The organism is Mesorhizobium sp. WSM4840 (genome assembly GCF_055811755.1).
Genome location: NZ_JBVVQD010000018.1, coordinates 23,659 through 38,529 on the forward strand (window position 1 = coordinate 23,659; position 14,871 = coordinate 38,529).

The window sequence follows — 14,871 nt, forward strand, 5'->3', positions numbered from 1 at the left end:
GCTGCCAGAGTGGGGGTGGTGTGAGAATGAATTCGGGTGTTGATCTGCTGCGGATCGAGGATGTTGGCATCTCTTTTGCCATCATCGGGGGACCGTTGCATGCCGTCAGGCGTGCAAATCTTCGCGTCCTGCCCGGCAAGGTTACCGCGCTTGTGGGCGAGTCCGGTTCCGGAAAATCGGTTATCAGCCAGGCAGTGATGGGCATTTTGCCGAACACAGCCCATGTTCGCGGCCGTATTCTGTTTTCCGATCCTGAAAAGCCCGGCACGACGCAGGATATCCTGCAGATGCCGCGTGACGGACCCGATATCCGGGCGTTGAGAGGCAGCCGCATCGGCAAGATCTTTCAGGAGCCGATGACATCGCTGTCGCCGCTGCACACGATCGGCAACCAGGTCAGCGAATCCCTGCAGATTCATAAGCCCATGGCTCGGGCGGAGCGCAAGGCGCGGACCGAGGAAATGCTCGGCCTTGTCGGCTTTCCCAATCCCAAGCGCGCCTATGACATGTATCCCTTCGAACTTTCGGGAGGATTGCGTCAACGCGCCATGATCGCCATGGCGCTTATCTGCCGGCCCGCCCTGTTGATCGCCGACGAGCCGACGACGGCGTTGGACGTCACCATCCAGGCGCAAATCCTGCAATTGCTGCGCGGACTTCAGACCAAGCTGAACATGGCGATGCTACTGATCACGCACGACCTCGGCGTGGTCGCCAATGTCGCCGACGAGGTGGTGGTCATCTACCATGGCGAGATCATGGAAGCAGGACCTGTCGAGGCGATATTCCGCCGGCCAGGTCACCCTTACCTGAAGGGCCTGATGGCAGCCGTTCCGCATTTCGATCTGAAGCCTGGCGAAAGGCTAAAAGCGCTCCGCGAGGTGCCGGTGAATGTCGGGACCCTGCTCGGCAAGCAGACGGCGCCGGCATCGAAGGGGCCGGACGACATCCTGCTGTCGGTCAGAGATCTGAAAAAGACCTTTACCACCCGCAAGTCCGGATGGTTCGGCGGGGATCATCAAACCTCTGTTCGCGCCGTGGACAGCGTGAGCTTCGATATCAGGCGGGGTGAGTGCCTGGGTCTGGTCGGCGAAAGCGGCTCCGGTAAAACCACTGTCAGCAAGATCCTCATGCGGGCTGTCACCCCTAGCGGCGGCTCTGTGATCTTCAACGGCCGCGATGGACCGATCGACGTCTTGGAAGCCGAGGGAGACGCCCTGCGCATGCTGCGCGCGAAAATCCAGATGGTCTTCCAGGATCCGGTTTCGTCGCTTTCACCTCGCATGACAGTGGAGAACATCTTGAGCGAGCCGCTGGAAATCCATCAGCGTGGCAATGCCGCGTCCCGACTCGCCACGGTCAAGAGCCTGATGCAGGCAATCGGGCTCGATCCGCGCTTCATCAAGCGTTATCCGCACAGTTTCTCCGGTGGACAGCGTCAGCGTATCGGCATCGCGCGCGCGTTGGCGCTGGGGCCTGAACTCCTGATCTGCGACGAGCCGGTTTCGGCACTCGATGTCTCTGTCCAGGCGCAGATCCTGAACCTTCTGAAGGACCTGCAGGAGGAACTGGGCCTGACCTACCTGTTCATATCCCACAACCTGGCGGTGGTGGACTACATGGCAGACCGCATCGCGGTGATGTGCGGCGGGCGTATCGTCGAGCTTGCGCCGCGCGAAATTCTGCTGAGGAAACCGGTCCACCCCTACACGCGCTCACTGGTCGCCGCAGTACCTTTCCCCGATCTCGACAGGCCAATGGATTTCAAGACGCTGAAGCTCAGCGGCGCTTCCGACACCAGCGCATGGGGACCGCAATTCCGCGACGAGGGCGACGAGGATATGCTGTCGCCGCTCGAACTTGGCGGCGGCCACCTCGTGCTGGCCCGACGTTCGGCCGATGTCAGCGAGTTACGCCATTGATCAGCCGGCGCACCGTCCTTGGACTTATGGCTTCGGCATTTCTGCCGGGCACGTCGCGCGCCGGCGATCTGGAGCCGGAATTTCTTCAGCCGCAGCTGAAGGCCAGGGCGCTGCCGGCACTCGCCGAACGCCTGCCCAAGAGCCCGCGCGCGTTGAACCTCGCCGCGATGGGCCGGCAGCCCGGCCAGTATGGCGGCACGCTGCGCACGATCATCGGCAGCCAGAAAGATATCCGAATGATGACGATCTACGGGTATGCTCGCCTGGTCGGCTATGACGAAAAGCTTAACTTGCAACCCGACATTCTCGAAAGTTTCGACGTAGCGGATGATCGCGTCTTCACTTTCAAGATTCGGGAAGGGCATAAATGGTCTGACGGTAGCCTGCTGACGCCGGAGGATTTTCGCTATTGCTGGGAAGATGTCTGGCTGAACGATGAGCTTTCGCAAGGCGGGCTTGCCCCGGCCCTGCTGGCGGGCGGCAAGCCGCCACGTTTCGAGATCGTCGATCCGTCGACGGTCCGCTATAGTTGGGATGCGCCCAATCCCGACTTCCTGCCCAAGCTTGCTGCTGCTTCGCCGCTATCGCTTGTTCTGCCGGCCGCCTATCTCAAGCAGTTCCACAAGAAATACCAGGATCCATCCCGGCTCGCCGGCCTAATGAAGGAGAACCGGGCCCGGAAATGGACGCTCCTGCATATCCGCATGTCGCGGCAGTATCGCCCGGAGAACCCGGAACTGCCGACGCTCGATCCCTGGCGGAACCGGACCAAGCCGCCGGCCGAGCAATTCGTCTTCGAGCGCAACCCGTTCTTTCATCGAATAGACGAGAATGGCCGGCAACTGCCCTATGTTGACCGGATCGTCATGAATGTCAGCTCGCCGGCGATCATCTCCGCCAAGACCGGTGCGGGCGAGAGCGACCTGCAAAGCATGGGAATTGACTTCAGCGATTACTCGTTCCTGAAGGACGCGGAGAAGCGCTACCCGGTGAAGATCCATCTCTGGAAACGCACACAGGGTTCGCGGCTGGCGCTGCTGCCCAATCTGAATTGTTCCGACCAGGTGTGGCGTGGCCTTCTTCGTGACGTGCGCGTGCGCCGCGCCCTTTCGCTCGCTGTGGACAGGCGCGAGATCAATTTGGCCGTGTTCTACGGATTGGCGCAGGAAAGTGCCGATACGGTCCTGCCGGAGAGCCCGCTCTACCGGCCGGAATTCGCGAAAGCCTGGGTCGCCCATGATCCCGACCAGGCCAATGCCCTGCTCGACGAGGCCGGGCTTCAGACGAGTGACGATGACGGCCTGCGGATACTTCCCGATGGACGCCCTGCGCAGATCATAGTGGAAACGGCCGGCGAAAGCACGCTGGAAACCGACGCGCTCGAACTCATCACCGATCACTGGCGCAAGATCGGCATCGCCCTGTTCATCCGGACTTCGCAGCGCGATATCTTCCGCAGCCGCGCCCTTGGCGGCCAGATCATGATGTCGATGTGGTCGGGCATCGACAATGGCGTGCCGACCGCCGACATGAACCCGTACCAGCTGGCCCCCACCATCGACGACCAGCTGCAATGGCCGCTCTGGGGTGCTCACTACTTGTCTCATGGCAAGGTGGGTGAGGCGCCTGATCTTCCGCCTGTGGTCGAGCTGATGGCTTTACTCAAACGCTGGAACGCATCGACCGAAGCCACGGAGCGCGCCGAAATCTGGAATTCAATGCTGTCGATCTACACCGATCAGGTGTTTTCGATCGGCACCGTGAACGGAACGCATCAGCCGGTTCTGGCGTCCTCGCGGCTGCGCAATCTGCCTGACAAGGCGCTCTACGGCTACGACCCGACCGCCTATTTCGGTGTCTACATGCCGGATACATTCTGGCTTGGAGAGTCCTGAGCGTGCTTCGATATTTTGTCTGGCGCATCGCCGTGATGGTTCCAACGCTGCTGGTCATATCGGCACTGGTGTTCACGATCATCGAACTTCCACCAGGCGACTATTTCGACAGCTATGTTGCCGAGCTTCGGGCTCAGGGCGAAGCGGTGGATTCCGATCGCATCGAGATGATGCGCAAGGACTATGGTTTCGACCAGCCACCGGTCATTCGCTACTTCTACTGGGTCGGCGGGATGCTACACGGCGATTTCGGCTATTCCTTCGAATATGAGATGCCGGTTCGCGACGTCGTCGGGGACCGAATGTGGCTGACCGTGCTGGTTTCCTTCGTCACGATCATCTTCACCTGGCTCATCGCCTTTCCGATCGGCATGTACTCCGCCACGCATCAATACAGCTGGGGCGACTACGGCCTGACTTTCTTCGGCCTTCTCGGCCTTGCCATTCCGAACTTCATGCTGGCGCTGATCCTGATGTATTTCGCCAACATCTGGTTCGGCACATCCATCGGCCATCTCATGGACCAGCAATATCTCGGCGAGCCGATGAGCTGGGCCAAGGCGAAGTCGATCCTCGCCCATCTCTGGATTCCGGTCTTGATTATCGGCACCGGGGGCACGGCAAGCATGATCCGGCGGCTGCGCGCCAATCTGCTCGATGAGCTACACAAGCAATATGTCGTGACCGCGCGCGCCAAAGGCCTTCATCCGTTCAAGGCGCTGGTCAAATACCCGCTGCGCATGGCGCTCAATTTCTTCATTTCCGACATCGGCTCTATCCTGCCGGCCATCATCTCCGGCGCCGAAATCACGGCGATCGTGCTGTCTTTGGAAACGACCGGGCCGATGCTGATCAAGGCGCTGCAAAGTCAGGACATGTATCTGGCAGGGTCGTTCCTGATGTTCCTCGCCTTCCTGACGGTCATCGGTGTCCTGATTTCCGACCTGGCGCTGGCGCTGCTTGATCCACGAATTCGTTTGCAGGGCGGCAGCACCAAATGAACACGCATTCGCCGCTGCCCGCTCCGGGTGCTCCACTTCAACACTACGTTTCCACCGCGCCCATTGACCTGCAGTCGGTCGAGGCGATGACGCCGGAGCAGTCGAAGGTCTTTCAGGCGTCGCAGTTGCGGCTGATGTGGTGGAAATTCCGCAAGCACCGGCTTGCGCTTATATCCGGCATATTCCTGGCAGTGCTCTATTTCGGGATACTGATCAGCGAGTTCCTGGCGCCCTACAATCTGCACACGCGCAACATGGACTACATCTATTCGCCGCCACAGCAGGTGCACCTGTTCCACAATGGCGAGTTCATCGGGCCGTTTGTCTATGGCCGCCAGATGACGCTGGATATGGACACGCTCAAGCGGAACTACGTCGAGAACCACGACGATGTTCAGCGACTCAGTTTCTTCTGCAAGGGCGACAGTTACCAGTTCTGGGGCCTGATCGAAGGTGACAGGCATTTTGTCTGCCCTGCTGAAAACGGCCAGCTCTTTCTGGCCGGCACCGACAGGCTGGGGCGCGACGTGCTCTCGCGCATGATCTATGGCGCACGCATTTCACTGACAATCGGCCTCGTCGGCATCAGTTTCAGCTTCCTGCTCGGCATCGTCATCGGCGGACTGGCCGGCTATCACGGCGGTATCTTCGACCTGATCGTTCAACGAATAATCGAAGTTCTGCAATCGATTCCCAGCATTCCGCTGTGGCTGGCCCTGGCGGCGATCATGCCGATAACCTGGAGTCCGATCCTGATCTATTTCGGCATCACCGTCATCCTCGGGCTGCTCGACTGGACCGGACTGGCGCGGGCCGTGCGTTCAAAGCTTCTGGCCTTGCGCGAGGAGGATTACGTTCTGGCCGCGCAGTTGATGGGCGCGGGGAGCAGCCGCATCATCAGGCGGCATCTCATTCCCGGTTTCATGTCGCATCTGATCGCGACGGCGACGCTCTCCATACCGGGCATGATCCTGGGCGAGACGGCGCTGAGCTTCCTCGGGCTCGGCCTGAGGGCGCCGATAACCAGCTGGGGCATCCTGCTCACCGAGGCGCGCAGCGTCAGCGTGATCGCGTTCTATCCATGGCTGCTTTTGCCGATGCTCCCCGTCATCCTCGTCATCATGGCGTTCAACTTTCTCGGCGACGGCTTGCGGGACGCCGCGGACCCCTACAAGTGAGATCGCTGTTCCGCCGCGCGGCCTGCCGACGACTCCACCCGGTATGACGCTTGTCGGCGGCCGGTTGCGTTATTGCAAGGTTCGTCGTTCGCCTCTATATGCGGCAAGCCTCGATCGGGGCTGCTGGTTCAGGACATACAATCGCATATGAGCCGCCTCGATAATTTCATCAGCAGGATGACCGCACAGCGCGACATTCTCAATCAAATCTGCCCCGAGGTGGCGAAGATGGAGGGGCTTGTGCTTGAGCTCGGCCTCGGCAATGGCCGGACGTTCCACCATCTGCGCGAGCTTCTGCCCGGGCGCCGGATCGTGGTGTTCGACCGCGAAGTTGGCGCACACGCCAGCTCAATTCCCGAAGCTGAAAACCTCGTGCTCGGCGAAATACGCGAGACGGGCCGCAAGTTCATTGGCATCGACGCCGCTCTTGTTCATGCCGACATCGGCACCGGCTATGACGATCGCGATGCAGTGACCGCTACCTGGCTTCCCGATCTGATTGCGCGCCTGCTTCGCGTCGGCGGCTTCGCGGTCAGTGGCACGCCGCTCGATCACCCGCTGCTGCAACGCCTCCCGCCGCCGACTTCGGAGCCCGCCGATCGTTATTTCCTCTGCAGGCGCGTGTAAGGCCGAGAAATCCTCAGGGGATTGTATACACCGCTATCTCTCGCTCAATGCCGCGCAGCGAGACCTCGTGAGCCACGGGCGTCAGCGCGTTCCTGTGCAACAGATCGGCGGTGAGATTGTCGTCGACCACCGCACGCGTGGCGAAGATCGCCTGTGCGTTGGCAAGGTTCTGGACCCGCGAAGCAATGTTGACCGTCTGGCCGAAATAGTCCTGTCGCTCGTTCATAGACACCGCGATGCAGGGGCCGGCATGGACTCCGATCTTGAGCAGCAGATCGTCGCGCCCGCTCTTGTCGTTGAGCGCACGCATGGCATCGCGCATCCTGAGGGCCGCAGCAATCGCACGATCAGGCGTCGCGAAGGTCGCCATCACCGCATCACCGATCGTCTTCACCACCGCGCCTGCCTCCGCCGCGACGATCTCGTGCAGAACCTGGAAATGCTCGCGCACGAGATCGAAGGCTGAAAGGTCGCCCACCCGCTCGTAAAGCTCGGTCGATCCGCGCAGGTCGGTGAACAGGAAGGTCAGGCTGGTGATCTTCAGGCGCTGGTTGATGTCGAGTGTATCCGTGCGATAGAGATCGCGGAACGTCTGGTTGGTGAGCAGGCGCTTGGCGGTCAGGAAGGGCCGGCGTTTACCCAGGAAATCATGCAATAGCTGGCCGGCGATGAAGACCGTCGGCAGCACGCGGGTGTCGGTCCTGTTCTCCAGCGAAATGCGCAACGGGCCGGGTTGCATCTCCAGCGTCTGGTTCTGGACATGGTCGCGATCGAAGACCAAAGAGAGGCTTCGGCGCTCTTTTGTTGGTTCGCCCTTCCCGTCGATGAACTGCGCTGAATGGGTGACCGGCTCGAAGACGATGATGAATTCAGACGGAAGCTGTATGGGCAGAACCGCCTTTTCACCGGGGGCAAGCTCGATATCCTCCAGCGAGAACGCTTCTATCTTTTTCGCGAAATCCTCTTCCGGCAGATCGACGCCGGACGCCCAGTAGATCTGGCGGAAATATTCCACCAACGGCAGTTCGTGTGGATTGTGGGCGGCAATCCTGCGCACGCGGGGACTGACGGTGAATGTCACCTCGACCATCTCGTCGAGGGTTGGCGAATAGCCCTCGGAGCACAGCGCGCAGGTGTATTCGTCCTTCTGCAGGGTCTTCAGCGTGGCGTTGGTGTCGAGCACGCCGCCACAGCCGGGGCACAGAACATTCCAGGAAATGTCGAAGATGCCCACCCGTGCCGCATGGAGAAAGGCGCTTATGGCGCGTTCCTCGTCGAGGCCATGCTTGCTGGCGAAGGCTGGCGCATTGATGCGGCAAAGTTCGCGGTCCTTGCCCTCCGCGATGGTTCGCTTGATCGCGTCGATTGCCTGCGGATCGACATCGGTCGATTGCCGCAGAAGCGAGAACAGATCCTGAGCTTCGTTCATCGTGCAGGCTCCGGAAAATGCGCCCCCGGGGCGTGTTGACCGGACCGGTCTTCGGTCCGAGCGCTCCATCTTACTTCGAAACGGACCGTACGGCCATTCGAATGGACAAGCCTGGTGACAGTTCAATTTCATTCGGCGGATTTTCACCGGCCGCAAGCGGCACTATGATGGGTCCATGGGGCATTCATCTTTGGGACTTTCTCCCATGCCGACACCCAACAACCCGCCATTTCCCGCGGCCCTGCGCCTTTTCTCGGTGGGGGTCATCATCGTCCTGATCGTAGGCGCCGGCCTGTTTTTCGCGCCGGTGCTGGTCAAGCCGCGCTGGCCTTGGGCCGTCACGCCGTTCAATGCCCGCTTCCTCGGCGGCTTCTACACCGCCGAAATGGTCGTGATGGCGGCGCTGCTGGTCTGGAATCGCTGGTCGCCCGGCAGGCTAGTGCTCGTCATGGCCTTCATCTTCACCGCCATCGTGTCGGTGGCTTCGTTCATCAATCTCGGCTATTTCAACTTCGAGCGCAAAGCGCCCTGGCTCTGGTTTTTGGTCTATCTCGCTTCGGTCGCGGTATCCGGGCTGTTCCTGTGGCGGGCCAGGGCCCGTCCTTCTGCAAAAGGCGTGACCTTAACCCCCGCATGGCGCGGCTACATGCCGGTGGAATCGGCGATCGTTGGGCTCTATGGCGTCGGCCTGTTGCTGTTTCCCCTGACATTCGGCAGCATCTGGCCATGGCCGATCGATGCCTTCCACGCTCAGGTCTACAGCGCCATCTTCCTCGCCGGTGCGGGCGGCATATATCTCGTCTGGAGAAGCGCGCCGCGCGAGGAACTGCTGGTGCTCGGCTTGGCGCAGTTTCTGGTTGGCCTGCTTGCCATCCTTGGCCTCGTTATCACCGACGCTGCGGTGCACCGGATCGACTGGACAGCGACCGGGACATTGTGCTGGCTCACCCTTTTTGGCTGGATCGGCATCAGCGGCGTCTTCAAACTCTACGCCGCCTCCCGGTATTTTAGTTCACAATCGGCATAGGTTGCGGAGACGGCTGGATTTTTAGGTGACGTCCGGTGCATCGTGCCGGGCCGATTGCTTTGCCGGGAGCGCCATGACCAGCACGACCTCGCCATCCTCCGAGAAAATCCAGCCGCAGCTCCGGTCCGTCCGGCCAAGCGATGCGGAGGCGCTTTGCGCTATCTTCAACATGCCGGGCTTCCGCTGGGGCACGCTCAGGATGCCCTTCGAGATGGTGGAGCAGGTGGAGCGGCGCATCGCCAAGTCCGGCCAGGAAACCACCTGGATCGTTGCCGAGTTGGACGGCAAGGTCGTCGGCCATGGCAGCCTGGTCGTGCAGGGTTCGCCGCGCCGTTCGCATATCGGCGAGATCAATATCGGCCTTGACGATGCCTTTGTCGGCAAGGGTATCGGCTCTGCCATACTTGGCGCACTGCTTGACGTGGCCGACAACTGGCGCGCCCTGAAGCGGGTCGAATTGACCGTCTATGCCGACAACGAACCGGCCGTCCGTCTCTACACAAGCCACGGCTTCGAGGTCGAAGGCCGGCATGTGAAGGCCGGTTTTACCGACGGGCAGTACCACGACCTCCTGAGCATGGCCCGGCTCCGGTTCTGAGATCCGCTGTGGCCTTAAATGTTTAGCCAATCTAACAATTCGTGCCGGCGAACAGGTGATTGCTCATAGAGAACTCCGTAGGATACGGTCAATTTCGTCTCACACCATTTTGATCGAGTTGACAATCTATGTGTGGGGCCGGCCGCATCCAGCAAGTCTGGTCTCCCTTGGCGTTTGCACTGCAAGCGGCTAGACGGGACCAATGACCGCCGTCTTTGACCCAACCCCTACGCCTCCGGTGGAAATTCTGGCCGTGCTGTCGCTGCTCTGCCCGGAAGTCGCGCGTGACATCGAGCAGAACTGGAATGCACCGGTTGCCGATTATGCCCGCCATCTGTGGCGGCCGGTGGCAAGGCCTGCATCGGGCCCGGCGATCGCTGCCCGCTCGATCCTGCGCGAAGTCCTGCACCAGCGCCTTGGTGTGATCATGCAGCCTGAAGAGATTGGCAAGGCCCTCGAAGAGTTCGAGCACAGACCGGTGATTCAGTCCGGCCTGCACTGCCTGCTTCTGATGGACCGGATCACCTTCGATGCCCTCCTGCTTGCCTGGCTCGGCGCGGTCGAAAACGGGCTGTCGGCCTTCTTCGGCTTCATGGGAACGACGATGACCATGGAGACAATTGGCCGGGAGGGGCCGGGATGGCTCGATGTCGGTGACGACAAGGTCAACCTGTTTGGCATGGGGCGCCACAAACTGTGCCGCAAAAGCGCCTGCGTGGCCGGTCCCGTCGCCCTCAACAAGCGCGCGCTCGAGGCGGTGGGCGATGAAACGGATGCCAGCCGCTGGCTGGGCACACTGCTTGCCAGCCAGGACAAGGTGTTTGGAACCGCCGCCGATGCGCTGACAGCCCTCAACGAGGATCTGGTCGCCGATTGGGATCGTTCCGGCATGACCCTGCCGGTTTTCATCGATGATCGGCTGGCCGCGGCTGCCATGGCGCGGCATCTAGAATATGACGGCAGCCTTCTTTCCAGGCTGCTCATTGAGCCCGCAAGGCGCCAGCGTCTCGAACGTGCCTTGCAAGAGGCCGCATCAAGCCCATTTGGCAGATTCCTGCCCAATGCCACGGCCTATTTCTGGGGCATCCGCGAGGAGCGCGTGCGCAAGCTCGCCCTCGAGAACGGGCACCTGATCGAGCCTGGCAGGCCGCATGGTCTTTCCATCCCGTTCGAGCGGCCGCATCTCAGGCAGGCGCTGCTGGACGGCGTGCTGCTGCCGAACTTGTTCCTGATGTTCCTCGTCCTTGCCATATTGCCGCGCGTGCGGGTTGTGGGCGGCCTGAGACAGATTGGTTATGTAGCGCTTTTCCACTCGATCCTGCTGGCTGCGCTAGATGAAAACGCGCCGGAAGAGCGCGATCTGGCTGCGGAGCTGCAGGTTCGGGAAAATGCCTGGGGCATGCGGGTCATCGACGAAAAGATCTCGGTCCGCGAGCAGCTTGCCGGCCTGCCGGAAGGGGCGCTCTTCCCGGACCTGCTCCGGCAATACCGTTTGCGGACATTTGCCGAGACGACCGACGACCTGAAGCTGGTTCGCGAAAACGCCCGATGGCGCAAGATCGGCCAGGCAGAGATCAAGCCGAGCTGAGCCTTACTTCAGGTTGATTTTCTGGTGCGCAACCGCAAGCGACGGCGATCTATCGGTGAGCCTCTGGCGTCTGATCCGGCCGCTTCCTTGACGCTGATACCTTTCGGGATTTCGACGACGGCTTCCGCCTCGATCGGCAGCGCTCTGCCACCGGACCCACACGGATCGCTCGATGCCCATTTGCGCTGCCGCTTGCCGGTCGACGGCTATCGGTGCATCCTTGTGAATAGCCTGGCCGTGAAGTGCGTGGCGAGATCACGGCGTCACGGCCTCTAGTGAGGTCTGATTCGATGGACTGCTCGGGCTGCGGTTTCGAGGTTGAGGGCGGTTACGCCTTCTGTCCGAGGTGTGGCCGGCGCCAGCCCGTGCCATGCGTCAGTTGCGGCTACCCCTGCGCACCTGATTTCGAGTTCTGTCCGAAATGTGGGGCAAGCCTCGGTGCGCCCGCAAAAGCCGTCGAACGGCCTGCTCCGACACCAAGCCGGACCATTGTGCCGCCTTCTCGAACTCCGTCGCTGCTTCCGAATATCGAAAGCGAAGAAGGGCTGCATCCCGTCTCTGACGCCGATCGCCGGACGGTAACGGTCCTGTTCGCCGACCTTTGCGGCTTCACGACACTCAGCGAGCAGCTCGACCCCGAGGTCATGCAAGCGCTACAGAACCAACTGTTCAAGGAATTGACGGCGGCCGTGCGAAACTTTGGTGGTTTCGTCGACAAATTCATCGGCGATGCGCTGCTCGCTTTGTTCGGTGCGCCGGTCGCGCATGAGGACGATCCGGAACGTGCGCTTCGCGCCGCTCTCGACATGATCGCCCGGACGGCGCGGCTCGGCGAAAGCACCCCCCACTCCGGCTCGCCTCTGTTACTCCATATCGGCATAAATACTGGTCCGGTCGTTACTGGCGGATTAGGCATCGGCACCGCCAAATCCTATTCGGTGACCGGCGACACAGTGAATACGGCGCAACGCCTGCAATCGCTGGCCGCACCGGGTGAGGTGCTGGTAGGCGAGCTCACTCACAGGCTGACCCGGCATGCCTTTTCTTACGAGTCGCTGGGTGATGTCGTGTTTCGCGGCAAGGCTGGCAGTGTGCTCGTCCATCGACTGGATGCACCGCTTGCGACGCCGCGTCCAGCGCGTGGGCTCGAGGCGCTCGGCCTCAGTGCGCCGATGATAGGTCGTGGTGCGGAGCTCAATAGAATGCTGGCGAGCCTTGACCAGGCGTGCGGCGGCTCGGCCCAACTTGTCCGCCTCGTCGGAGAAGCCGGTATCGGGAAATCGCGGCTGGTGAAGGAGTTCGTCGCCCGCGTCGGCGACGAGGATCGTTTTCGCGACGTCGCCGTGCGGCAGGCCACGTGCTCACCGCTGGGCGAACAATCATTTGGCGCCTTGGGCGCAGTGGTGCGCAGCGCTGCCGGGATGATGCAAAACGACAATGGGGACGAAATGCGGGGGAAGCTCGCAGGCTTGCTTACCGATCTCGGCCTGCAGGGCGAGGAGGCGAAGCGGCTGATGCCTTTGCTCTACCATGTGCTCGGCCTTGGCGACCCCGATGCCACCTTGCAGCATGTCGAGCCCGAGCAGCTGCGGCGGCAAATTCTCTACGCAGTCCGCACAATCATCGAACGGCGGCTTGCGTTGTCGCCGCTGTTGATTGTCGTCGAAGACCTGCACTGGGCCGACGCCGTGTCGCTCGAGACACTGCGTTTCGTGATGGACAGGTTGGAACGCACGCGGTTGATGTTGCTGGTCACCCACCGTCCGGCGCCGGACAACGGCCAGCTCGACTCAAGTCGGGTCAGTCACACAGCGCTCAGGCTTTCGCCGCTCAACAGTGATGACGGACGCAGCCTGCTGGCGGCGCTTTTCGGCGAGAGCTGGGTAAACTCCGCAGGAGGGCTTCTCGACCAGATCCTTGAGCGCGCGGGCGGCAACCCCCTTTTTGTAGAGGAGATCGTCCGCGGCCTTATCGATCGCGGTGTACTGATGCGCGAGGGCCAGCGATGGCGGACTGTGGCAGGCGAAGTCGCAACCGCCATTCCCGCCACTATCCAGGCAATGTTGCTTGCTCGCGTCGACCGGCTGCCCCAAGAGGTGCGCCGGTTGGCCCAGGAAGCGGCGGTAATCGGCCCGCGCTTCGATGCCACACTTCTGAAAACCGTGACAGCCGACCCCGGCCGGCTAGAAGCCGGCTGCGAACTGCTTTGCGATGCGGAAATCATCGAGGAAGTTGCCGGATCAGGCTCGGTCTCGTCGCAAAGCTACCGCTTTACGCAAACATTGCTGCAGGACGTGATCTACCAGAACCTGCTCCTGCAACGCCGGACCGACATCCACGGGCGGGTCGGTGCTGCCTTGGAGCAACTGTGCGGCGACAAGCCGGAACGGCTCGAGGATTTGACCGTGCTCGGTCATCATTTTGCACAGAGCGCCCAGCGGGAGAGGGGCGCGCATTACCTGCAGGCGGCGGGCGATCGCGCTCGCATGATATACGCCAACGACGACGCCCTTCGTTTCTACGAGCGAGCACTGACTGCGTTGGGCGCGATCGAGCAAACACCGCTCAAACTGGCAATTGCAGAGCGCATTGCCGATTTGAGCGGCCCGGCAGGCCGCCGCGAGATCGCGCACCAGCACTACGAGACGGTGTTGCAGGCATACCGCGAGTCAGCCAATCGTGTCGCGTCGGCACGAGTTTTGCGTAAGATCGGTCGGCTGCTCTGGGACGTCGGCAAGCGGGACAATGCAGAATCCCTTTATGCTGAAGCGGCAGCGCTCCTCGATGGAGCGGATGCCCCGATCGAGCAGGCGCATCTTTGGCAAGAACGTGGCCGACAGGCGTTCCGTAGCGGAGATCACGCTCTCGCGGCAAAATGGGCAGACGCGGCGCTGGATTGCGTACGCTCTCTGACAACGGAGCATGTCTCCGAGGTAGGGTGTGAAGCCACTCTCGTGACCGCCGAGGCACTTAATACCAAGGCTGTTGCGCTGGCTCGCCTTGGGCGAAACCGTGAAGCCGTGCGTCAGGTTGAGCGCAGCATTGAATTGGCCGAAGCCGCCAGTCTACTGGGCGCGGCCTGCCGCGGCTACACCAATCTCGGCGTGCTTTACACGACCATCGATCCGGCACAGGCGATGGAGGTCTGTCGGCGCGGTCTTGAAGTGGCGCGCCATATTGGTGATTTGGGTTTCCAGGCGCGCCTCCTCGCCAACCTGGCGGTCGCTTGTTGCACTTTCACGGATCGCTGTCCAACGGAGGGCGTGCCTGCTGCCGAGAAGGCCATCGAGATCGACCGGGCGCTCGACCAGCGCGAGCACCTGCCGGTGCCGTTGATCGTGCTTGGGCAGATCCACCAGTGCAACGGCCGTCCGGAACTGGCGGTTGGCTTGTTCCAGGAAGCGCTGGACGTAGCCCGCGAAACGGGCGAGCCCCAACTGCTGTTTCCGTGCTATGATGGTCTCGCAACGCTTAATCTCGACCTCGACAATCTGGCCGAGGCCGAACGCTACTTTTCCCTGGCGCAGGATATATGCGCCCAGCACGGGCTCGACCCGGAAGCGCTTGTGGTGCTGCCTTTTCTCGACTAGCCGGGTTGGAGGTTGG

At 61.5% G+C, this 14,871-nt stretch carries 10 protein-coding genes; 9 read left to right on the forward strand and 1 reads right to left on the reverse strand.

Going from position 1 to position 14,871, the window contains the following annotated elements; genetic code table 11:
* Positions 1-26 precede the first annotated feature (26 nt).
* The 5 genes from AC0L3I_RS22755 to AC0L3I_RS22775 all read left to right on the forward strand — a co-directional run bounded on the left by AC0L3I_RS22755 (position 27) and on the right by AC0L3I_RS22775 (position 6,623).
* Positions 27-1,922 (forward strand): ABC transporter ATP-binding protein, encoded by a 1,896-nt coding sequence (locus tag AC0L3I_RS22755; RefSeq protein ID WP_473528292.1) that lies wholly within the window; start codon positions 27-29, stop codon positions 1,920-1,922.
* Positions 1,919-3,817 (forward strand): ABC transporter substrate-binding protein, encoded by a 1,899-nt coding sequence (locus AC0L3I_RS22760; protein ID WP_473528293.1) that lies wholly within the window; start codon positions 1,919-1,921, stop codon positions 3,815-3,817. The genes AC0L3I_RS22755 and AC0L3I_RS22760 overlap by 4 nt, the downstream gene beginning before the upstream one ends.
* A 2-nt stretch (positions 3,818-3,819) precedes the next feature.
* Entirely contained in the window at positions 3,820-4,818 is a 999-nt protein-coding gene (locus tag AC0L3I_RS22765) for an ABC transporter permease (protein ID WP_473528294.1), read from the forward strand.
* Positions 4,815-5,996 carry an ABC transporter permease gene (locus tag AC0L3I_RS22770; protein WP_473528295.1) on the forward strand — a complete coding sequence of 394 codons (1,182 nt, stop codon included), beginning with the start codon at positions 4,815-4,817 and terminating at the stop codon, positions 5,994-5,996. Before AC0L3I_RS22765 ends, AC0L3I_RS22770 begins: the two co-directional genes overlap by 4 nt.
* A gap of 147 nt (positions 5,997-6,143) precedes the next feature.
* Positions 6,144-6,623 (forward strand): class I SAM-dependent methyltransferase, encoded by a 480-nt coding sequence (locus AC0L3I_RS22775; protein ID WP_473528296.1) that lies wholly within the window; start codon positions 6,144-6,146, stop codon positions 6,621-6,623.
* A 13-nt stretch (positions 6,624-6,636) separates the two neighbouring features.
* On the opposite strand, the gene AC0L3I_RS22780 is transcribed toward AC0L3I_RS22775, so the two are convergent.
* Positions 6,637-8,052: a DUF5939 domain-containing protein gene (locus AC0L3I_RS22780; RefSeq protein ID WP_473528297.1), complete on the reverse strand. Its 1,416-nt coding sequence runs from the start codon at positions 8,050-8,052 to the stop codon at positions 6,637-6,639.
* Positions 8,053-8,257: 205 nt separating this feature from the next.
* Here AC0L3I_RS22780 and AC0L3I_RS22785 point away from each other — a divergent pair, with 205 nt between their 5' ends.
* The 4 genes from AC0L3I_RS22785 to AC0L3I_RS22800 all read left to right on the forward strand — a co-directional run bounded on the left by AC0L3I_RS22785 (position 8,258) and on the right by AC0L3I_RS22800 (position 14,855).
* Positions 8,258-9,079: a hypothetical protein gene (locus AC0L3I_RS22785; protein ID WP_473528298.1), complete on the forward strand. Its 822-nt coding sequence runs from the start codon at positions 8,258-8,260 to the stop codon at positions 9,077-9,079.
* Between the two features lie 73 nt (positions 9,080-9,152).
* The gene (locus AC0L3I_RS22790) at positions 9,153-9,677 is read left to right on the forward strand and encodes a GNAT family N-acetyltransferase (RefSeq protein WP_145722175.1); all 525 of its coding nucleotides are present in this window, start codon (positions 9,153-9,155) and stop codon (positions 9,675-9,677) included.
* A gap of 202 nt (positions 9,678-9,879) precedes the next feature.
* Complete coding sequence (locus AC0L3I_RS22795) at positions 9,880-11,265, forward strand: hypothetical protein (RefSeq protein WP_473528299.1); 1,386 nt, start codon at positions 9,880-9,882, stop codon at positions 11,263-11,265.
* Between the two features lie 290 nt (positions 11,266-11,555).
* The gene (locus AC0L3I_RS22800) at positions 11,556-14,855 is read left to right on the forward strand and encodes an ATP-binding protein (protein ID WP_473528300.1); all 3,300 of its coding nucleotides are present in this window, start codon (positions 11,556-11,558) and stop codon (positions 14,853-14,855) included.
* Positions 14,856-14,871 lie beyond the last annotated feature (16 nt).